General features: G+C 38.4%; 17 protein-coding genes and 1 riboswitch. Of the genes, 2 read left to right on the top strand and 15 right to left on the bottom strand.

The genetic code is table 11. The features are described from left to right. Window positions 1-31 precede the first annotated feature (31 nt). The 15 genes from AN964_RS05550 to AN964_RS05480 form a co-directional block, all read right to left on the bottom strand. A complete protein-coding gene (locus AN964_RS05550) occupies window positions 32-1,018 on the bottom strand; it encodes a homoserine dehydrogenase (RefSeq protein WP_055738746.1) in 987 nt (328 codons plus the stop codon). Between the two features lie 53 nt (window positions 1,019-1,071). Then, complete coding sequence (gene metX, locus AN964_RS05545) at window positions 1,072-2,130, bottom strand: homoserine O-acetyltransferase MetX (RefSeq protein WP_055738745.1); 1,059 nt, start codon at window positions 2,128-2,130, stop codon at window positions 1,072-1,074. Then, entirely contained in the window at window positions 2,127-3,428 is a 1,302-nt protein-coding gene (locus AN964_RS05540) for an O-acetylhomoserine aminocarboxypropyltransferase/cysteine synthase family protein (protein ID WP_055738744.1), read from the bottom strand. Before AN964_RS05540 ends, metX begins: the two co-directional genes overlap by 4 nt. A 122-nt stretch (window positions 3,429-3,550) precedes the next feature. Next, window positions 3,551-3,663: riboswitch (SAM riboswitch) on the bottom strand. A gap of 130 nt (window positions 3,664-3,793) precedes the next feature. Then, a complete protein-coding gene (locus AN964_RS05535; RefSeq protein ID WP_055738743.1) occupies window positions 3,794-4,933 on the bottom strand; it encodes a trans-sulfuration enzyme family protein in 1,140 nt (379 codons plus the stop codon). A 251-nt stretch (window positions 4,934-5,184) separates the two neighbouring features. Continuing rightward, on the bottom strand, window positions 5,185-6,630 hold the full coding sequence (gene cls, locus AN964_RS05530) for a cardiolipin synthase (protein ID WP_055738742.1): 1,446 nt from the start codon (window positions 6,628-6,630) through the stop codon (window positions 5,185-5,187). 179 nt (window positions 6,631-6,809) lie between these two features. After that, a complete protein-coding gene (locus AN964_RS05525; RefSeq protein WP_055738741.1) occupies window positions 6,810-8,192 on the bottom strand; it encodes a sensor histidine kinase in 1,383 nt (460 codons plus the stop codon). Beyond that, window positions 8,189-8,869: a response regulator transcription factor gene (locus tag AN964_RS05520; RefSeq protein ID WP_055738740.1), complete on the bottom strand. Its 681-nt coding sequence runs from the start codon at window positions 8,867-8,869 to the stop codon at window positions 8,189-8,191. The genes AN964_RS05525 and AN964_RS05520 overlap by 4 nt, the downstream gene beginning before the upstream one ends. A gap of 326 nt (window positions 8,870-9,195) precedes the next feature. Beyond that, window positions 9,196-10,008: a carbohydrate ABC transporter permease gene (locus tag AN964_RS05515; RefSeq protein WP_055738739.1), complete on the bottom strand. Its 813-nt coding sequence runs from the start codon at window positions 10,006-10,008 to the stop codon at window positions 9,196-9,198. Between the two features lie 12 nt (window positions 10,009-10,020). Then, complete coding sequence (locus AN964_RS05510) at window positions 10,021-10,923, bottom strand: carbohydrate ABC transporter permease (RefSeq protein ID WP_055738738.1); 903 nt, start codon at window positions 10,921-10,923, stop codon at window positions 10,021-10,023. 74 nt (window positions 10,924-10,997) lie between these two features. Then, window positions 10,998-12,239 (bottom strand): ABC transporter substrate-binding protein, encoded by a 1,242-nt coding sequence (locus AN964_RS05505; protein WP_055738737.1) that lies wholly within the window; start codon window positions 12,237-12,239, stop codon window positions 10,998-11,000. Window positions 12,240-12,418: 179 nt separating this feature from the next. Continuing rightward, the gene (locus tag AN964_RS05500; RefSeq protein ID WP_055738736.1) at window positions 12,419-14,545 is read right to left on the bottom strand and encodes an amylo-alpha-1,6-glucosidase; all 2,127 of its coding nucleotides are present in this window, start codon (window positions 14,543-14,545) and stop codon (window positions 12,419-12,421) included. A 26-nt stretch (window positions 14,546-14,571) separates the two neighbouring features. Continuing rightward, complete coding sequence (locus AN964_RS05495) at window positions 14,572-16,197, bottom strand: glycoside hydrolase family 13 protein (RefSeq protein ID WP_055738735.1); 1,626 nt, start codon at window positions 16,195-16,197, stop codon at window positions 14,572-14,574. A gap of 67 nt (window positions 16,198-16,264) precedes the next feature. Continuing rightward, a complete protein-coding gene (locus tag AN964_RS05490; RefSeq protein WP_055738734.1) occupies window positions 16,265-17,293 on the bottom strand; it encodes a LacI family DNA-binding transcriptional regulator in 1,029 nt (342 codons plus the stop codon). A 264-nt stretch (window positions 17,294-17,557) separates the two neighbouring features. Continuing rightward, window positions 17,558-18,013: a GNAT family N-acetyltransferase gene (locus AN964_RS05485; RefSeq protein ID WP_055738733.1), complete on the bottom strand. Its 456-nt coding sequence runs from the start codon at window positions 18,011-18,013 to the stop codon at window positions 17,558-17,560. Window positions 18,014-18,103: 90 nt separating this feature from the next. Then, window positions 18,104-19,150 carry an NAD(P)/FAD-dependent oxidoreductase gene (locus AN964_RS05480; protein WP_055738732.1) on the bottom strand — a complete coding sequence of 349 codons (1,047 nt, stop codon included), beginning with the start codon at window positions 19,148-19,150 and terminating at the stop codon, window positions 18,104-18,106. Between the two features lie 131 nt (window positions 19,151-19,281). Between AN964_RS05480 and AN964_RS05475 the strand changes: the two genes are divergently transcribed. Both AN964_RS05475 and AN964_RS05470 read left to right on the top strand, forming a co-directional pair. Then, window positions 19,282-20,082 carry an ABC transporter ATP-binding protein gene (locus AN964_RS05475; protein WP_055738731.1) on the top strand — a complete coding sequence of 267 codons (801 nt, stop codon included), beginning with the start codon at window positions 19,282-19,284 and terminating at the stop codon, window positions 20,080-20,082. Then, window positions 20,079-20,999 (top strand): iron-hydroxamate ABC transporter substrate-binding protein, encoded by a 921-nt coding sequence (locus AN964_RS05470; protein ID WP_055738730.1) that lies wholly within the window; start codon window positions 20,079-20,081, stop codon window positions 20,997-20,999. The genes AN964_RS05475 and AN964_RS05470 overlap by 4 nt, the downstream gene beginning before the upstream one ends. Window positions 21,000-21,007 lie beyond the last annotated feature (8 nt).

Here is a 21,007-nt window from a genome sequence, read left to right as displayed (position 1 = left end):
TACTAGTTCACACGTCCTTGATTAACACTATTTAGATACTGGGTTGCAACTCGCGTTTTTTCACAGTAAAAATATCTGCTAAATCCTCTACCATTGCACTCGCAGTTGGCAGCTTTCCTGCACCAGGTCCAGTTAAAGTAAATCTTCCTAGTAAACTGGCTTCAACAGTGATGGCATTATCAACCCCATCAACGGAAAATAAAGGGTGACTTTCTCCTACTAAAATCGGTTTAACCGAGGCTTTGATTGTTCCATTTTCCTGATATATATCTGCAACATGTTTATACCTTAGATTCAACTGTAAGGCTTGCTGTACCTGCTCTTCTGTGATAGAGGTTATTCCCTCCAATTCAACATCCGACCAAATGGGCTGTTTACCAAATGCTAATTCACTTAAAATCATCGTTTTGCAGAATGCATCCTTGCCGCTTATATCACTTGTTGGATCTTCTTCCGCGTAGCCATTGCGCTGTGCCAGTTGCAATGCCTCATCAAAGGAAATCCCTCTGCTGCGCATTTCTGTTAAAATAAAATTCGATGTTCCGTTCACGATACCTTGTATTCTATTGATTTTATTCACTTGCAGTAATTGCTTCAGTGTTCGAATGATTGGTACGCCGCCAGCAGTCGTTGCTTCATAGCCAACACTAACCCCATATTTCTGCCCCTTTTGAAGGAGTACTTTTCCGTAACGGGCAAACATTACTTTATTGGCCGTAATCACCTGTATTCCTTTCTCAATCGCCCGATTTAAATAGGTGAAGCCAGGCTCTTCCCCAACAATCGCTTCAAATATCACTTGCAGACCGGGAATATTTAAAATGTCCTCAAACTCTGTTGTTATAAGGATATCTGGATCAATATCCCTTTTCTTATTTGGATCCTTGATCAGTACCCCTGCTATTTCCACCTCTGCACCTAAGAGTTTTTTCAACTGCTGACGATGGGTTTTTAACGCTGTATACACACCTTGACCAACGGTACCGTATCCTAAGAGGGCTGCCTTAATAATTGTCATTTCATCACCTTTCCTTTTTGGAATAACTAGCACATTGGATAGGTGCACCCACTCTATCGTTTTTCTGCACTACTTACACCGATTAAGTTTTTTTCTAACTGATGCTGTATTAAGTGGCCCCATTTCTCAAATTCTACTAAAAAGCCGTCATGGCCAAAGTCAGTTGGGACCTTATAAAAATCACCTTTCTCTACTGTCTGGATAAATGCCTGAATCTCTTCGCTTGGATAAATAAGATCATGTTCATAACCGATTCCTGTTACATGGGCTTTGATAGCGGATGCTGCATTTCTCCAACCGCCTCTCCCACGTCCAATATCATGGGAATTCATCGCTTTTAACAAAACCAGATAGCTATTCACGTCAAAACGTTTTGCTAATTTCTCACCTTGATAATGTAAATAGGATTCTACACTATATAAATCAGACGACTGGCTTTCCCTATGAAATCGCTGCGAAAAAAGCTTTGGACTCCGGTATGTTACCATTCCTGCCATTCTAGCAACCTCAAAGCCTTTTACCTCATGAGAAAATTGATAATATCCGTTTTGGAAATTTGGATCTCCTTCAATTGCCGCAATTCCTATTCGGTTAAAAGCAATTCCGTAATCACTTAAATATGGGGTAGACGCAAGCACGAAAAGCTGTTCCATATCATTCGGATACAAGACTCCCCACTCCAACACCTGCATTCCGCCTAATGATCCGCCAATCACCGCTTTCAGCTTTCCAATACCTAGCTGATCCAGTGCCAGGCGTTCTGCCTTAACCATATCGCGGATGGTTATTGCCGGAAATGCTGAGCGATATGTGTCCTGAGTATCAGGATGGATAGATAAAGGTCCTGTCGATCCGTCACAGCCTCCCAAAACATTGAATGTAATTACTTGCCAATGATTCGTATCAATATACTTACCGCTGCCAATGAGCCCGCTCCACCAGCCGGGCTCTCTTTCCGTTCCGATGGAGAACTGGTTTCCTGTCAAGGCATGGCACACCAGGATGACCGGCGCATCCTCAGGTCCACGTCTTTCATACGCGAGTTCAATATTTAAAACCCCGCCATTTTCCAGTTTCATGTTGCCGATACTAACGGTTTGAATTTTTGTCATGAGACCGAAACAGCCGTTGCCTTTAAAATAGCTTGCTCAAGATCTGCAATGATATCTTCTGCTGCTTCTAAACCAACAGATAAACGAATTAATTCTTCCGTTACACCGGTTTGTTTTAAATCTTCCGCACTTAATTGCTGATGGGTAGTAGATGCAGGATGAATAATCAATGATTTTGCATCACCGACATTGGCAACATGTGACCATAGTTGAATATTGTCAATCACTTTGCGTCCTGTTTCTCTTCCGCCTTTGATACCAAAGTTCACGATGGAACCAAAGCCATCTTTGAAATACTTTTTCGCTAATTCATGGGATGGATGACTTTCTAAACCTGTATAGCTTACCCATTCAACTGCAGGATGACTTTGTAAAAATTGCGCGACCTTTAAGGCATTTTCATTATGTTTCGGAACACGTAAATGTAATGTCTCAAGACCTTGTAAAAATAAAAACGCACTATCTGGACTTAATGCCGGCCCAAAGTCACGAAGCAATTGGACACGAAGCTTTGTAGCAAAAGCGGCTTGTGGGACATCTACTCCGTAACGCAAACCATGGTAGCTTGGGTCTGGATCTTTAAATCCAGGGAATTTATCGCTGTTCCAATCAAACTTTCCGCCATCGACAACAACACCGCCGATTGCTGTACCGTGTCCGCCAATCCATTTGGTTGCTGAGTGTACAACAACATCTGCTCCCCATTTAATCGGGTTTGTTAAGTATGGCGTACCGAAAGTATTATCTACAATCAATGGAATGCCATTTTCATGAGCAACTTTTGAAACGGCTTCAACATCTAATACGTGTAAGCTTGGATTTCCAATAATTTCTGCAAACAATGCTTTTGTTTTTGGAGTGATTGCTTTTCGAAAATTTTCCGGATCATCTGCATCGACAAATTTCACATTAATACCATACTTTGGAAGGGTGACTGCAAATAGATTGTAAGTTCCCCCATAAAGGTTACCAGCTGCTACGATCTCATCCCCTGTACCTGCCAGGTTTAAAATGGAAAAAGCAATCGCTGCTGCTCCAGATGAAAGAGCTACTGCTGCTGTGCCACCTTCTAAAAGGGCTACTCGTTTTTCAAATACATCTACAGTCGGATTTCCAATTCGAGTATAGATGAAACCTTCCTGTTCTAAAGCAAACAATCCTTGAGCATAATCCGTATCTTTGAAAACATAGGAAGTAGTTTTATAAAGGGGAACGGCGCGAGAACCAGTGACTGGATCTGCTTGTTGACCTCCATGAAGTAATAAAGTTTCTGGGCGAAGCTGTTTTTGTTCTGTCATTTTTACATTCCTCCAATTTTTGATTAGGTTTTCATCGAGAAATTTAAAGACAGGGGTGAGGTTCTAAAGAGGAATTAAAAAAGCCCTCTTCATAAGAAGAGGGCTTGTTATGCAGGTTCCTCCCCTTATCTTTCAGATCTCATGGATCTGTAGGAATTAGCACCTTATCAAACTTATGTGTTTGATGGTTGCCGGGCATCACAGGGCCTAGTCCCTCCGCCGCTCTCGATAAGAGTATTCGTTTAGTTTTCATAAAATTTAAAATTGCTTCTAATGTGCATTATAGAAGAGTGATAATTCATAAGTCAATAGTTTTTTTAAAATTTTTTAAATACTCGCTTTTTAATGTGTTGCAAATTCCGCCATTAAAGGGAAGCTTGGATGGCTTGCTCAAATTGTTTAATTATATCGCTTGCACTTTCAATTCCTATTGAGATGCGAACCACTTGTTTATTGATTCCAATTTTATCTTGGAGTTCCGGCGGTAATGCCCGATGAGATGTTCCAAGCGGATAGGAAACAGTTGTTTCAACGCCGGCTAAGGTAGGAACGATTTTTACCCAGCCAAGAGATGAAAAGAATCGGCTAATATCGCAATTTTCCCCTAATTCAATTGTTACTATGGCTCCGTTCCCTTTTTCCGATACATATTCAGGATAGTAAACTTTTTTTACAGAAGGATTTGCATTTAGCGCATGTGCTAACTCTTTAGCATTTAAAGCCTGACGTTCCATTCTTAGTGCTAAAGTTTTTAAGCCACGGCATGCAAGCCACGCCTCAAATGGACTTAAATTTGCGCCGAGGTTGACTACTTTTTCACGTGCTTTTTTCACAATGTCAGTGTGTCCCACTAAAACTCCTGCGGTTACATCACTATGGCCGCCTAAATATTTGGTCGCACTATGTACAACAAGGTTGACTCCTTCCAGATATGGCTGCTTTAAATAAGGACTCGCGAAAGTATTGTCTACCATCGTGATAATAGATTTTTCTTTTGCAATTTCGACAAGTTTTCCGATATTCTCCACTCGTAAAAATGGATTGGTTACCGTTTCGGTATAGAGTAGTGTTGTGTTTTTTTGAATGGCGTTTTTCACTTGTGCGCTATTTTCAAATGGAACAAAGGTAGTTTCAATACCGAATTGTTTCAGCTCTTCTTTTAATAGATGATAGGTTCCTCCATAAAGGTCTTCCGCTGCCACAACGTGATCTCCCGCTTTTGCAACAGATAAAATTCCCGCTAGAATGGCAGACAGTCCTGACGAGGTTGCCACTCCAGCTGGTGCACCTTCCAAAGCTGCAACTGCTTGTCCCAGTTCATCCGTATTCGGATTTCCCGTCCGACTGTACAGATAAGGAGATTTTCCTTGGTAGAATCCCTCCAATTCTTCTAAAGACGAGAAAGTAAAAGCCGTTGTTTGATAGATTGGTGTTGTTTTGCTATGGATAGAATTCGTGTTTTTTAATGAATTATGAACCACTTTCGTATCGAATGAAACATCCAATTTCCACACCCCGCATATTAGTAGTTATGGCTCTTTTCATAAACTTTGTTGCTTTCGAAGCGAACACCTAAAAAACATAAAAAGCAACAATCTTTAAAAAATTGCCTATTTAATTAAACAGATTGTACGTCTGGAATGTCTTGATGTCAAAGGATTTTTTAAAAAAAAGGGGGAATGTAAAAGTGGAACATGGATGAAGAGACAGGTCCCTAATCCCAAAAGGCGGGACGAGGGACCTGTGCTCTTTTCCACTATAATATTGGTGACAGTAAGCGGGAAACGGATTCTTTAAAACGTATATACATTGGGCGTTTTCGATAATCCTCCAGGGTGAGTTCCCGAGATTTTTTCATATCCTCTTTGTAAATGTTTTCGAGTTTTTTCGCGATATATTGGCTATATAAAAAGGCATTTACTTCAAAGTTTAAGCGGAAGCTGCGGTTATCAATATTGGCTGTTCCAACGGTTGCAATTTTTCCGTCCACCACAAGCATTTTCGCGTGAATAAACCCATTTTCATAAATATAGACCTTCGCATTTGTTTTCAAAAGCTCTCCAACATTCGAATAGGTTGCCCAGTACACAAACATATGATCCGGCTTATCCGGAATCATCAAGCGCACATCAACACCTGATAAGGCTGCGATTTTTAAGGCATTGAGCAAACTATCATCCGGGATAAAATATGGTGTCTGCATGTAAATATATTTTTTAGCAGAATTGATCATTTTAATATATCCGTTTTTAATTTGCTCCCATTCCGAATCAGGTCCGCTCGAAACGATTTGGACATCAGTATCTCCTGTTGATTCTATATCAGGAAAATATCTTGTTTCATATCGGATTTCCTTTGAGGATGCCTGATTCCAATCAAGAATGAATCGTGTTTGCATTGCATAAACAGCTTTTCCAGAAATTTTCAAATGAGTATCTCTCCAGTAGCCAAACTTATCATCTAAGCCTAAATACTCATCTCCAATATTAAAACCACCGATATAGCCTATCTCTCCATCAATAATAGCAAGCTTTCGGTGATTTCGAAAATTGACCCGCAAATTAACATGAGGAATTTTTGCGGCAAAGAAAGATGCAATCTCCCCGCCGGCTTCAACGAATTTCTTAAAGAATTTCTTCGGTAATTTGCGAGATCCCATGTCATCATACAAGATTCGAACCTTTACTCCTTCTTTCGCCTTCAGGGTTAATAATTCAATTAGCTGTTTTCCTAGATTGTCATTCCGGATAATATAATAAAGAAGGTGGATATGATCTTTTGCTTTCTCAATATCCTTAAATAAGGTGTGGAATTTATCTTTCCCATCGATGAAAATTTCAACGTCATTGTCATGTGACATAACCGCTCCGTCATTGACAAGGAGCATATATACCAAGTCTTTATATTGCACCGTCCGTTCATCATGAAACGGAAAAGCATTATGGCGCAATAAATCGATTTGATGATGGGTAATTTCTTTTATCCCGATTTTCTCTTGATCCTTCCAATAAAAAATTCTTCTTCTGCTCAGATTTTGTCCCAATATTAAGTAAATAATAAAGCCTATAATAGGCAAAAATAATAAGACAAGCATCCATGCCCAGGTTGCTCCGACATTGCGTCTCTCCAAAAAGATAACAACACCGGCTAACACAAAATTCAATAAGAAAAAAAATGCAAATAAGACCGTCGTAATTGTCATTCTGTTCTCCTTTAATCCAGTCCCGCTTACAATCTAGTTCAAACAGTATCATAACATAAATGGCTCGAAAACTTCCATTTGTAAAGGCTATGCCACAATGAAGAATAATATCTTTGAATTTTCAACAAGTATTCACTTTTCACTATATGTTCAAACCTTTTCTTTTTAGAGCACTTTCTTTAAAAAGAAATAGGAAGATTTATCCTAAAAGTAGTCCCTTCCTGTTTCTCACTCTCCACCTCGATCCGGCCATTATGCAGTTGGATAATCGTTTCGACAATGGAAAGCCCCAGTCCAGTTCCTTCTACCGAACGGGTTCTAGCTATATCTGCACGGTAAAAACGGTCAAAAATTCGTTTGATTTCTTCTTGCGACAATCCGATTCCGGTATCTTGGAAAGATACTGCAATCATGGAGTCTTTCCTTTCGATCGATATATCAATAGATCCATTTGGTTTATTATATTTAATAGCATTCGATAATAAGTTATCCCAAACGGTATTTAATAAAGAAGAGTCCCCCATAATTATGATGTCAGGCAGTGAATAGCTAAGCATTATTTCCTTTTCATTTATGGTCCATTGATAATTTCGGATTAGTTCTTTTATTTGTTCCGCTACATTGAACGGTTTTTTCTTAACCATATCCTCATTGCGATCCAATGAAGCAAGTAAAAGCAATTGTTTCGTTAGAGTAGAAAGCCTGTTAATTTCACCATTAATAATCGCTATATACTGCGTTTTTTCATCATGGCTTAACGTTTCTTTTTCCAATAAATTCGTGTATCCCTTAATATTCGATAGCGGTGATTGAATATCATGGGAAATGTTCGAGATAAATTCCTTCCGCATATCGTCCAGCTGCTCCAATTTTTTGGACATATGCAAAAAGCTTTTGGCAAGTGCCCCCAGTTCATCATGGCGAATAATATCCAGCTCCACATCAAACTTTCCTGCCGCAAGGGATTTCGTAGCCTTTGTTAATTGTGAAATCGGCTTTACTAAATATTTTGTACTAATAAGAACAAGCACTATACTTAGCAAAATGGTTAAAGCAATCAGCCAAGCAAATAAAATATGCATTTCGTTAAAAAGAAGCTTTATATCTGGCCGTAAAAAAAGAGCATAATGTCTCCCGTTATGAGTTAGGGGAACTCCGATTGTGTTATTTAATTCATTAGCAAAAAAACCTGTCACAAACGTTTGCTGCGGGAAATGCAGAATTCCATGATAGACATGGCCATTTAAAACTTGATGGATTGCAGAAGGAGAAAGATTTTTTACCCGAAAAGGAGCCCCAAAATAGTTGCTCTTCCCATTATCTTCGACCAAATATAGCTGATATCCAATGGAAGAAAGATTCTTCATATATTCGTGTAAATTGATATTCGGATGTGTATCGGCAAAATTTGCAATACTTAATCCGATTTTCGTATTTTTTTGATCATTATACGGTTTTAATTTTTGCTGGTAATAGCTATTGGAGATGATAAAAGCCAGGATCCCGCTTAGAAGCATAATACCGATGGTGATGACCACAAACTTTACATATAATGATTTCATCCTTGAGCTGCCTCCAATAAGTATCCAATGCCGCGCACTGTTTTAATTTGGAAATCATCCGTTAATTTAGAAAAACGTTCCCTTAATCGTTTGATATGGACATCCACTGTTCGCTCGTCGCCTTCAAAATCTAATCCCCAAATATGTTCAATTAAATGATCGCGTGTAAACACCTGCTTCGGCTGCGACATTAAAAAATAAAGAAGTTCAAACTCCTTTAAAGGCAATAGAATTGTTCGATTGCCAATGTGCACCTCATAGCTTTTCTTGTTCAAAGTCGTATTTCCGATGGTAATGATGGAATCAGCTGGTTGTTTATCATAGCGTCTTAATAATGCTTTTATACGGAACAGCAACTCCTTTGGTTCGAATGGCTTCACAAGATAATCATCTGTTCCTGACTGAAAGCCTTGTTCCTTATCCTCGATTTGATTTTTTGCCGTCAACAGAATAATTGGAATATCGTATAACTCTCGAATTTCCTTCGTTAAGGAATACCCGTCCATATAAGGCATCATCACATCCACAACAGCCAAATCACATTTCTCCTTTTCCAGCACCTCCAAGGCCTCATTTCCGTTCTCTGCCTTGAATACCTTATACCCTACTTCTGTTAAATGGACACTTACTAGCTTCAAAATATTTGGATCGTCATCCACAATTAAGATCGTTGTCATATGTATCATTAACTCCTCTTTATCCTTCATCTAAACCTAGTGTACAAAAAATTGGGGAAAATGAAAAAGAATTCAAGAAATCCCGTTGTTTCGTTTTTAGGATTTTTTGAATTCTTGATATGGGAATGGGACTTGGACCTGCGTCCCGGTATTCGAATTGAATTGGGGACCGTTTCCCCTATTAAAGACCATTTAGTTTCACATTCTTCCTCCAATTGGACTTTTGATCCATCATAAAGACCTTTTGTTTTCAGATTCTTCCACCAGCCAGTCTTTAGAATCCTCAGCCCAGCTTTGTGGGAAAAGGGCCCCAGCCCTTCATCCCATTACTTAATTCCACTTGTTGAAATACCTTTGACGAATTGTTTTTGAAAGATAAGGAAGATAATAATCATTGGTAAGGTTAGCATGATTACACCGGCAAGAACGCTATTCCAGTATGCACTATACTGACCATAGAATGAGTTTAAGCCGACTGGTAGTGTATACATGTCATCACTTTGTGATAATAATACCGGCCACAAAAAGGAGTTCCAGTTACCTTGAAAAGTGAAAATGATTTGTGTTGCAATTAACGGCTTGGAAAGTGGCAAAAATATTTTGAAAAAGATTCCCCATTTTCCCAATCCGTCCATCTCGGCCGCCTCCTCCAATTCTTTTGGGATGCCAAGGAAAAATTGCCTTGCCAGGAATATCATAAACGGACTCATTAAAAACGGAATCGTCAACCCTTTATAGGAATCAATCCAACCGAGATTTGCTAATAACATATAAATAGGAACAAGGAGGACTTGCCCCGGTATCATCATAATAGCTAAAAATAGATAAAACAAAATTCCTTTGAAAGGAAACTTAAATCGTGCAAATGCATATCCGGCAAACGTATTCACAATAAGGTTACCGATTGTTACTATTACAGCAACAACTATACTATTGAATAACCATTTCCCGAATGGAAAGTTGTGCAAAATATAGGAGTAGCTTTGAAAATTCAATTTGCTTAAAGGTGTCCAAAAATGAAACACTTCGTCTGTTGGCTTCAAGGATGTATAAACCGACCACAAAAACGGAATAAGTGTTAGAAATGAGTAAAATATTGCTACCACGTAGAGGGCTGTACGGTTACGGCTACGTTTCATTTTCCTTCCCCCTTACTTATCTTCTCGACCTAAGAAGTAGTTTTGAATTAAAGTAAAAATTAGAATGATGGCAAACAATACAAATGCCATAGCCGATGCATATCCCATTTGCATCGTTTTAAACCCTTTTCTAAAAATATCTAACACGACCGTTAAGGTAGAGTTTAATGGACCACCATTTCCTCCCGAGATAACATATGCCTGATCAAATACTTGGAAGGTTCCAATCATGGACATGACAACATTCAAAAAGGTGGTTCTTTTTAAGAGAGGAAGGGTAACATGCCATAATAATCGAAAGCCGCGTGCACCATCTAATTCCGCTGCTTCATATACCTCTTCGGGAATATCTTGAAGCCCTGCTAAATAAATGATCATAAATTGACCCACACTGGACCAGATAGCCATCATCATAATAGCAGGAAGGGCAAATGTCGGACTGTTAAAGTAATTGGGGCCATGTATCCCGAAGTTTTCCAAGAATTTGTTTAAAATTCCATCTGGTTGAAATATAAACGTAAACATAACACTGACTGCTACGGTGGAAGTAACCGTCGGTAAATAATAAGCAACACGAAAAAAGGTCTTACCACGAATATTGTTTACAATTAATGCTAAAAACAGAGCAATTGCAGTTTGGATGGGAACAACTACAATCGTATAAAGGGAAGTATTCCATAGCGCTCTTAAAAATTCTTTGTCCTGAAATAAATGAATATAGTTTGAGAATCCTATAAATTTTGCGTTTTGAGGTTCTAAGAAAGAAAAGCGAAAAAAGCTAATATAAAAGGCATAAAAAATAGGACCAATTAAAAAAACTAATAGAGCAACTAGTGCAGGTAATAGAAAAAGATACCCCGTCATTGCCTGATCAAATTTATTTTTTTGAAAAAATTTATTCCTTGGTTTCTTCATCATTTGTCACTTCCTAACAGAAATGAGTGAAACAAATGCAAACCGCTGAGGTTTGCATTTGTTTCAATTTCAAATTATTGTTGTGATTGGCTTTCAACTGTTTGCTGAGCTTGTTTCAAGACTTTTTCCGGAGATAATCCTTTTAATGCACCTTGTTCGGTAGCTTTGTTAATCGCATCTACAAAGTTTTGTCCGTAAGTACCAAATTGATATGGAGTGGCACTTTTAATCCCATTTACAAATGCCTGATATTCTGGATTTTTATCCAAGAATGCACTTTGTTGGCTGACACGAGATGGAATTGCAAGTCCTGAATCGGCCGTCATTTTTTCCGCTTCTTTGCCTGTCATAAAGAATAATAATTTTGCTGCTTCTTTTGGATGCTTCGTTGACTTTGCCATTGAGTAGCTTACAGTGTACGTCATATTACCGCTTTTTCCATCAGCAGATGGGAAATCAGAAATTCCAAACTTCACATTAGGAGCTGAATCTGCCATAAACGGAAGGACCCATGCACCTTCAAGAGCCATTGCTACTTTCCCTTGAGAGAACGGCACGCCTGCCCAGTCACCACCTAAATCCTTTGGTGGAACGATGTTTTTATTATGAATATTATCTAAAAAGAACTTAAGACCAGCTACGTTTGAAGAATCGTCCAATGTTACTTTATTTGCCGAGCTATCATAATAGCTTCCACCAAATTCTGTAATAAAAGGATAATAACGTGCGACATCAATTGGCATGGAAAGCGGCGCAATCCCTTTGGATTTTAAGATTTCTGCATCCTTGATCAGCTCATCCCATGTTTTTGGTGGCTCAGAGATTCCAGCCTTTGCAAATAAATCTTTATTATATTCTAAAGCCATTGTGTTATAGTCTTTTGGCAATCCATATGTCTTGCCTTTCCATTGAAACGCTTCCAAAGCTGCCGGTGCGAAATCACTTGTATCTACTTTTTCTTTCTTTATATAATCGTCAAGTTCTGCTAATACCCCGGAATCTTCCAGTGTAGGTGCATAAGAAGCATCCACATAGAAAATATCTGGAGCCGTTTTAGACGCTAACATCGGCTGTAATGCTTGTAAATAGTCCCCTGTTATGACCTGTTCTTTTACTTTAATATTTGGGTTCGCTTTTTCAAAAGCAGCGATTTGCTTATCTACTAATTTCTTCTCTGCTGGACTAGATGCCCACATCCCCAGTTTTAATGTTACTTTTCCACCATCGGTATTACCGCTGCTGTTCGAGCTGCATCCTGCTATTAACCCTACACTCATCACAACTGCTGTAGCTGCTCCTAGTAATCTACGTTTCATACCTTTTCCCCCTTTGAATAAGTATATGATTGTTTGAAACATTTTCATAAACCGCTTACATTTTTCAATATACACCGTATACTCTTGAGTAGTCAATATATAACTTTATTTAATAGAATAATATTTCCACTCTCCCAAATTTTTAGATATTTGAGAGAGTAGTAATGAATATTCCCCTTTTATGCCTCTATTTGCATATCGAATCCAGTAGTATTTTTTAAGATACTGAATGTTGTCTGGTCCTGTTCGGTTCTCTGTAAAAGGATACTTATCGTTCCGCCTGCAATACGTATATTTTCGATTTTAAGCTCCGCTATTCCAACTGGCAAAACAGGATTGATAGAAATAATCCCTTTATTAGCATTTGGAACCAAACCTAAGATCGCTTGCAACGCCAAAATAGGTGTGCCTGCAGCCCACGCTTGCGGGGAACAGGATACCGGATATGGAATTGGCTTCTTTGTTTCACTCTCTCCAAACCCTGTAAACAGCTCAGGCAGGCGCATGAAAGGAAAATAGGATGCTGTCTTTAATAAACCTCCTGTTAAAGTACGAACTGCATCTTTACGGCCATATTTCTGCATTCCAGAAAGGATTAAAGAATTATCATGAGCCCAAATAGAACCATTGTGATAACTAAGCGGATTATAGCCAATTTCCTTAGATGACAAGGTACGGATTCCAAACCCATTAAACATGTCATCTTCCAGTAAGCGATTTATTAATTTGTCTGCATATTCTTTAGGCAGGATGCCTCCCCAAAGCACTTGCCCGGCATTAGAAGAAATACTCGCAACTTTCTTTTTCTCGCCATCTAATGCAAGTGCAACGGCATGGTCGTCTTCCATCCAAAATTCCTTCATAAAATTAGTCTGCAGGTTTTTTGCCTTTTCAGCAAAATCTCTGCTAAGTATATCGTTTTCTAGCAAAGCAAAAATATGAGACCATTGCTCATAAGCTCTATATGTGTATGCTTGGACCTCACTTAGCGCTATGGGACCTGTTGCAAGGGTACCATCTTTGTGAACGTTGGAATCACCGGAATCCTTCCATCCTTGGTTAGCAAGTCCTTTACTGGCTTCCTGATAATATTCGACAAAGCTATCTCCGTCACGATCACCATAATTTTCGATCCATTCGAAAGCTCGTTCTACTGTAGGTAACAAATCCTTAATAAATTCGATATCTCCAGTCCATAGCAAATATTCTGCGGCCAGTATTAAAAACAAAGGTGTCGCATCGATTGTTCCGTAATAAGGACCGAATGGAAGCTCTTTTGTTCTTGTAACCTCTCCTGCACGGAGTTCATGCATAATTTTACCTGGCTGTTCATCACGCCAAGAATCGACTTTCGTTCCTTGAAATGCAGCCATTGTCTTTAATGTTCCTTTTGCTACTTCCGGATGGGCAGAAAGAAGCTGAAAAGCTGTAATGAGACTGTCGCGGCCAAACGGTACAGCAAACCACGGCACTCCGGCGACTGGAAAGGAACCATACCCAATATCCGTTAATAGCATACGGATATCTGCTAAACCTCTGTTATACCAAGTTTCGAAACGATCATCACCAACTACTCTTGGTGCTCCTTCTTCCCAAATTTGATAAGACTTTTCTACATTACTTTGTTTTACTTGAAGAGTGGCAGATAAATGATCCGTAAGCTCAGCGAAATCTACTGCAATAATATAATTCAAAGTATCATGTCCGCCAATGGAGACTTGCTTTGATAGCCTGATAGAATCACCATGGTTTTCTATAGTGAAGAAGTCCTTTTCCCCATTCAACAACTCTCCGTGAAGATATACCTTGCTTTCCACCCCATCCTGAGCCACATGCGACAGCTTTAAAGAATTTCCTTCTATAATGACGGTTCGTTCATTTATCTTGCCTTTACTTGCAAATCCTCGTACTTGGAACATGTCCAGAAAATCAGCATCCGTATCATATTGTAATGTCAGCTCAATCGGATTGCCTGAGTAATTATGAATGGACACCTCCTCGAAAAAGGTCTTCCCGTCAACAAACTGTTTCCTTGTTACAAGGAGGACTTCTCTTGGAATTTTTATCGTTCCATTCTCTGCTAATTCACGATTCGTGTAGCGATAGATTCCTTGATAGTTATTGGAAACATCCGAATCTAGAGGGACTAAAACATTTGGACACACGCCAAAGCTAAATTTCGAAAGAATCCGAGTATCCTTTGTATATAGACCATACCCAAAATAATTTTGATCAGACTGCGGAATGTTACCGTTTTCATCTGATAGGTAAAATAAATCATTTTCCTTAATGACATGGAAAGCCATTCCTATTCCCCCCTGTTTCGATAAATTTAAAAGATAAGCCTATAAATTCGAGCTTCATAGGGTCTTAGATTTCTCCAATCCTCTTTACCCGAATAGTTAGATAAAATCAATTCATACTTGGCTCTCTGTAATGTTTCCGGAATCTCGAATATAGAGCTTTTATCAGAGTGATTCAACAAAATTAACCAGCATTCGGAATCTAACTTTCTTGTATAAGCATATATGCGAGGATCATTATTCGATATATCTTGATAATCTCCGTATATCATTACTAGATTCTGTTTTCTTAATTGAATAAGATTCTTATAATAATTTAAGACGGAATCCTGATTGGCCGATTCATTCTCCACATTAATTTCCTTATAATTAGGATTTACTTTTATCCAAGGTTTTCCCATTGAAAAACCTGCATTTTTCTGATCAGACCATTGCATAGGCGAACGTGAATTATCCCTAGCCAAAGGCTTTAATTCTTCAAACACCTCAGAAGGATTCCTGCCCTTTGAAACTTCCTCTTCATATTTATTATGGAATGCAATATCCTTGTAATCTTCAATATTTTGATAATCAACACCAGTCATGCCGATTTCTTCCCCTTGATAAATATATGGGGTTCCAGGCAAGGTATGGATCATTGTTGCAAGAAGCTTGGCAGATTCTACTCGAAATTCATTATCATTCCCATATCTAGTTACCTGCCTAGTATGATCATGATTATTTAAAAACTGAGAATTCCAGCCTTTTTTCCATAAACCGGCATACCACCTGTTTTGAATATCTCTATATCTCTGTAAATCCCAATCTGGCATTTCATCACAAACTTCAAAATGAAATAAGCTATGAAGTTCATTGCGGTCTTCTCCAACATATTTCACACCATCATCAGGGCCGACAAAAGCAACTTCTCCAACCGTTAAAATATCATAGCGATTTAATACTTTCTCATTCAATTCCTGTAAAAAAATATGAATTCCTGGATTATTAGTCAGGTAACGAATATCATCTGGATTTTCTGCATTTGGAAACCCATCTTGTTTTTTTAATAAGGCGATGGCATCTAATCGAAATCCATCAATCCCCTTGTCTAGCCAAAAGCGCATCATTTTATATATTTCTTCCCGTAATGTCGGGTTTTCCCAGTTTAAATCCGGTTGTTCTGTTGCAAAGGAATGAAAATAATATTCATCCGTTCTTTCATCATATTCCCAAGCAGACGGCGTAAAGTACGAACGCCAGTTGTTTGGCGGATTCCCATCTTTTCCGGGACGCCAAATATAATAATCTCGTTTCGGATTATTTTTGGAGGAACATGATTCGAGAAACCATGGATGCTGATTAGATGTATGATTCACAACTAAATCCATCATTAATTTCATTCCTTTAGCGTGTACTTTTTCTAACAATTCATTCCAAATTTCAACGGTACCGGCCTTCTTCATAATGGAATAATAGTCACGAATATCATAACCGTAATCAATATCTGGCGAATCGTAACAAGGATTTAACCAGATAACGTCGACACCTAAGTCTTTTATATAATCAAGCTTTTCTATTACCCCTTGTAAATCTCCGATACCATCTCCATTTGAGTCATAGAAACTTCTCCAGTACACTTGATATACAACTGCTTCTTTCCACCAAGTTCGTTTCAACTATATTAACTCCTCTGCAAAATACGAAGTCTGCAATACTGCAGACACCACTTTTAAATTGTTTGTATTAATCAGGAACGATAATGCGTACGGATTCCCGTTCAACAATATGATGGGATACATAATGAATACTGTTGTCTATACTTGTTGATTCATCTTCCATACATTTTAATAAGTGTGATACAGCAAATTCGCCGATTTGTTTCAAGGGCTGGGCCACTGTCGTTAAGGTCGGAGTACTCATTTGGCAAATCCTTAAATCATCAAATCCCATGACAGAAATATCATCTGGAACTCGAATTCCTTTATCATGGAGGCATCTCATTGCTCCGATTGCCATCTCATCACTTGCAGCAAAAACAGCCGTCAATTTGTTAGTACTTTGTTTCTCCAACAACCTAGCCATTGCCCGGTACCCATCTTCAAATCGAAATTCCCCATATTCAATCGCCTCATCGGAAATAGGGATAGAAGATTGCTGTAACGCTGCCTTATAACCAGTTAAACGAGTTTTTCCAGCAATAATATCTGTAGTCGGTCCTGAAATCATTCCGATTCTTTGGTGACCGCGGGAAATTAAATAGGACACAGCATCATAGGCAGCCTTGTAATCATCAACACGGAATGATTTTAATGGATATGTACCATAACTTTGTGTTAATGCTAACACTACTGGAACATCTAACCGGGAAAGGATCGCATCATAGTCACTTGTTATGGGGCGACTGGTGAAAATAATCCCATCAACCTGATGCTGTTTTAAAAATGTAAGACCCTCTTGAACTCTGTATTCACTGTGCTGGGAATCAAAAAGCAACACTTTCATATTATTTTTTCTTGCTACTTCTTCTATCCCTACATAAAGTTCATTGAAGAAAAAGTCTGAAATTCCTGGTACAATTAAACCAATCGTATTTGTTTTTTGGACACTTAAGCCACGAGCGATGGCATTCGGTGAGAAACCTAATTTGTCGATCGTCTCCTGCACCTTAACCTTTGTTTCTTCCCCCACCAGCTCAGGGGTATTTATTACTCGTGATACAGTAGCAGGTGAAACATTAGCCGCATTTGCGACATCACGTATTGTAATCTTCATTTAGCCATTTCTCCTAATTCAAAAATGAAACATTTTCATAAAACGGTTTCATGAAAATTATATTTAAAAAATTTGGTACTGTCAATTTAGTCTATTAAGAATATGTATGTCTTCTCATTGGAAAATTTTTTAGTAGAAAACTATTGGACTAGTATGAGCAACACAAAGAAAAGTCCTATGTTCTGAAACATAGGACTTGTTGAATTCAAATTTGATATATAAAAACAGCGAATCAGATTAATTGACTTAGGAACAAATTCATTATTAACTTACTTCTAACTCCATAACAACCCCAAAAACAGGTCCTGAATCATCTACTTCCCCATTAAGATAGAATCCAAACTTTTCATATAGTTTTTGAGCAGGATAATTATCCGGATGGAGACTTAAATAAATTTTTCGGCATGAAAATTGCTGTTTCATTCTTTGAATTAATAACGGTAAAAAATGCTTTGCATATCCATTTCCTTGATAGCGCTGATCAATCATAAATCGATCCAGCCATGCACTCTGCTTTATTGGAGATGACCAACCATACATGGCATAACCGACTAATGTTTCGTCGTCATACAGTCCTACTGAAATCCATTTTTTGTCATACTGCGACTCTGCCAGCGAATAGGCATTGCTTTCAATAAATGGCGCTTGCTGTTCAGACACCGCTAATTCGGCAACTGAACGCCAATTTTCTTTCGTTACTTCACGGATGTGAAGAGACATATTTCCATCTCACTTTCTTGTTTTTAAGCAATTTCGTTCCTTTATCTGTATTCGATTCCGTTCCGTATACTCCTGCCATAAATTTATACATTATTTAACAATTTCTTGAACGAGCTTTCTGTTCTTCTTATAAAACACTTCATTATGGGAAGATACCATGGCAATGGAGTCAGCCGTCGGATCAATAAATTGCTTTGCTTTATTAACAGCGTTTGCTGCATCCTGAAATGCTCCGGCAATTAAATTCAATTTTCCATCATGCTTTAAAATATCACCAGCTGCAAAAAGACCGGGTACCGAGGATTCACTCATCGATGTACCATCAATGTAAAATTGCTCTACTAGTTCAATATTCAACTCACTATTATTCAACAAAGCTGCATCGATATCGAAACCATGATTAACTACAACTTCATCGACTTCTACCTCTGTCACTTCCCCAGTGAAACAATGTTCCAGTTGTACACGCTCAATTCGATCTCCACTTCCGGCGATTAATTTAGCAATCCGAGTTTGGGCAAGACATTCTGCAGAACTGCACTGTAATTGGCTTATTTGCGATTCATGACCCGTTAAGCAAGCTTTTCGATGTGTTACATACACTTTTTTCGCAATCGGCTCCAATTCATTTGCCCAATCAATGGCCGAGTTTCCTCCTCCAGAAATTAAAACAATTTTATCTTTAAAATACTTTAAGGATTTTACTGTATAATGCAGATTCGAAACCTCAAAGCGTTCAGCACCTTCAATATTCAGTTTTTGATGCTTGATAATCCCGCTGCCAATTGCAACAATTACCGCTTTTGATATATGCTCGTTTCCAGATTCCGCTTTTAAAATAAATAATCCGTCTTCATTCTTTGAAATAGATACAATTTTTTCATTTAGGACAACCTCCGGGTTAAATGTTAAACCTTGTTCCACAAGCTGATTTATTAATTTTGCTCCTGGAAGAGGTGTATGCCCTCCGACATCCCATATCATTTTCTCCGGATAAATATGTATTTTTCCACCTAGCTGTGATTGATATTCAACAATCTTTGTTTTCATTCCTCGCAAACCACTGTAAAAAGCAGAATAAAGTCCAGCTGGCCCTCCGCCCAAAATCGTTACATCAAAGCATTCCAGTTTGCTCATTTTTTTCACTCCAATATATTTATCTCTCTTTAAAAAAGTTTATTGACAAAAAGATTGAATCACTTTATAGTGACATTGTAACTGATAATGATTATCAATATCAACAAAATATTTTTATTGGAGGCATCTTCATGGTCCACCTTTATACAGATCATGTACATATTGGTTATGGTGAGCGTTCCATTGTAAAAGATTTATCGATTGAAATCCCTGTAAAAAAAATAACCACCATTATTGGGTCAAATGGCTGCGGGAAATCAACTCTTTTGAAAGCAATGACGCGAATTATTCCACATCAATCAGGCTCGATTATTCTGGACGGGAAAAGCATAACGAATGTGGATACTAAAAAATTGGCTAGTAAACTAGCAATCTTGCCGCAAACACCTGAAAGTGCAGCCGGACTGACTGTTGGAGAATTAGTTTCTTACGGCAGGTTCCCCTATCAGAAAGGCTTTGGCCGCTTGTCGAAGAAAGACTTGGAGGTCATAAACTGGGCATTAGAGGTTACCGGGATATCAGAGTTCAAGTTTCATCAAGTGGACGCATTATCCGGCGGCCAGCGTCAGCGTGTTTGGATAGCAATGGCATTAGCCCAGGAAACAGAAATGATCTTTCTTGATGAACCGACCACTTATTTAGATATGGCTCACCAATTAGAAGTGCTGGAGCTTTTGCAAAAGCTTAATAAGGAGCAAGAAAGAACGATTGTTATGGTGCTGCACGATATTAATCAAGCTGCGCGTTTTTCCGATTACATCATTGCATTAAAGAGCGGGCAAATAGTGAAAGCCGGAACCAGTGATGAAGTAATCAATCAACAAGTACTTAGAGAAGTATTTCATATTGATGCTGATATTGGTCTGGACCCGAGAACAAATAAACCAATCTGTGTAACTTACAATTTATTAAAAGGAGAATATGCAAAATGAAAAAGAAGTTTATTCCGTTTTTACTGTTAATTGTTGTTCTCATGTTAGGAGCATGTTCCGGTACAACAGGTAAAAAATCCGCTGAGGAAAAAGAAAATAAAAAGGATACCATTACATACCAATCTGAAAACGGACCCGTTGAGGTTCCCGCTCATCCTAAGAGAGTAGTCGTTTTATCAAGCTTTGCCGGAAATGTGATGTCACTTGGCGTTCATCTCGTTGGCGTAGACTCTTGGTCTAAAATGAATCCTAATTTTAAAGACAAATTAAAAGGTGTTGCGGAAGTTTCGGATGAAAATTTAGAGAAAATTATTGAACTGAATCCGGACTTAATTATCGGTCTCGACAACGTAAAAAATCTAGATAAGCTGAAGAAAATCGCTCCTACTGTTGTCTTTACATACGGAAAAGTAGACTATTTAACACAGCAAATAGAAATTGGCAAGCTATTAAACAAGGAAAAAGAAGCGACTTCCTGGGTAAATGATTTCAAAAAGCGGGCACATGAAACTGGCGAACAAATTAAAGCGAAAATTGGGACTAATTCAACGGTTTCTGTCATTGAAAACTTCGATAAACAGCTTTACGTATTCGGAAATAACTGGGGCCGAGGAACAGAAATATTATATCAAGAAATGGGGCTGAAAATGCCTAAAAAGGTGGAAGAAACTGCTTTAAAACCTGGTTATTACGCCATTTCACCGGAAGTACTTCCCGAATATGCAGGCGATTATGTTATTTTCAGTAAAAACAAGGATGGAGATACGTCCTTCCAAAATACAAAAACGTACAAAAATATTCCGGCTGTGAAAAACAAGCATGTCTTTGAAGTCGATGCAAAAGCATTTTATTTCAATGATCCGTTAACATTAGATTATCAACTTGATTTCTTTAGGAAGGCGTTTCTTGGCAATTAATAGATAGA

The sequence above is a fragment of the Heyndrickxia shackletonii genome (genome assembly GCF_001420715.1).
Taxonomy (GTDB): Bacteria; Bacillota; Bacilli; order Bacillales; family Bacillaceae_C; genus Margalitia; species Margalitia shackletonii.
The sequence above is the reverse complement of the archived record's forward strand: the minus strand, read 5'-3'. Positions and strand labels throughout refer to the sequence as shown.

What these genes read in the sequence shown, in the direction of transcription:
- AN964_RS05550 (WP_055738746.1), bottom strand. Translation starts at nt 1,018, where the DNA reads ATGACAATTATTAAGGCAGCCCTCTTAGGATACGGTACCGTTGGTCAA.
- metX (WP_055738745.1), bottom strand. Translation starts at nt 2,130, where the DNA reads ATGACAAAAATTCAAACCGTTAGTATCGGCAACATGAAACTGGAAAAT.
- AN964_RS05540 (WP_055738744.1), bottom strand. Translation starts at nt 3,428, where the DNA reads ATGACAGAACAAAAACAGCTTCGCCCAGAAACTTTATTACTTCATGGA.
- cls (WP_055738742.1), bottom strand. Translation starts at nt 6,630, where the DNA reads ATGACAATTACGACGGTCTTATTTGCATTTTTTTTCTTATTGAATTTT.
- AN964_RS05525 (WP_055738741.1), bottom strand. Translation starts at nt 8,192, where the DNA reads ATGAAATCATTATATGTAAAGTTTGTGGTCATCACCATCGGTATTATG.
- AN964_RS05520 (WP_055738740.1), bottom strand. Translation starts at nt 8,869, where the DNA reads ATGACAACGATCTTAATTGTGGATGACGATCCAAATATTTTGAAGCTA.
- AN964_RS05515 (WP_055738739.1), bottom strand. Translation starts at nt 10,008, where the DNA reads ATGAAACGTAGCCGTAACCGTACAGCCCTCTACGTGGTAGCAATATTT.
- AN964_RS05510 (WP_055738738.1), bottom strand. Translation starts at nt 10,923, where the DNA reads ATGAAGAAACCAAGGAATAAATTTTTTCAAAAAAATAAATTTGATCAG.
- AN964_RS05505 (WP_055738737.1), bottom strand. Translation starts at nt 12,239, where the DNA reads ATGAAACGTAGATTACTAGGAGCAGCTACAGCAGTTGTGATGAGTGTA.
- AN964_RS05500 (WP_055738736.1), bottom strand. Translation starts at nt 14,545, where the DNA reads ATGGCTTTCCATGTCATTAAGGAAAATGATTTATTTTACCTATCAGAT.
- AN964_RS05490 (WP_055738734.1), bottom strand. Translation starts at nt 17,293, where the DNA reads ATGAAGATTACAATACGTGATGTCGCAAATGCGGCTAATGTTTCACCT.
- AN964_RS05485 (WP_055738733.1), bottom strand. Translation starts at nt 18,013, where the DNA reads ATGTCTCTTCACATCCGTGAAGTAACGAAAGAAAATTGGCGTTCAGTT.
- AN964_RS05480 (WP_055738732.1), bottom strand. Translation starts at nt 19,150, where the DNA reads ATGAGCAAACTGGAATGCTTTGATGTAACGATTTTGGGCGGAGGGCCA.
- AN964_RS05475 (WP_055738731.1), top strand. Translation starts at nt 19,282, where the DNA reads ATGGTCCACCTTTATACAGATCATGTACATATTGGTTATGGTGAGCGT.
- AN964_RS05470 (WP_055738730.1), top strand. Translation starts at nt 20,079, where the DNA reads ATGAAAAAGAAGTTTATTCCGTTTTTACTGTTAATTGTTGTTCTCATG.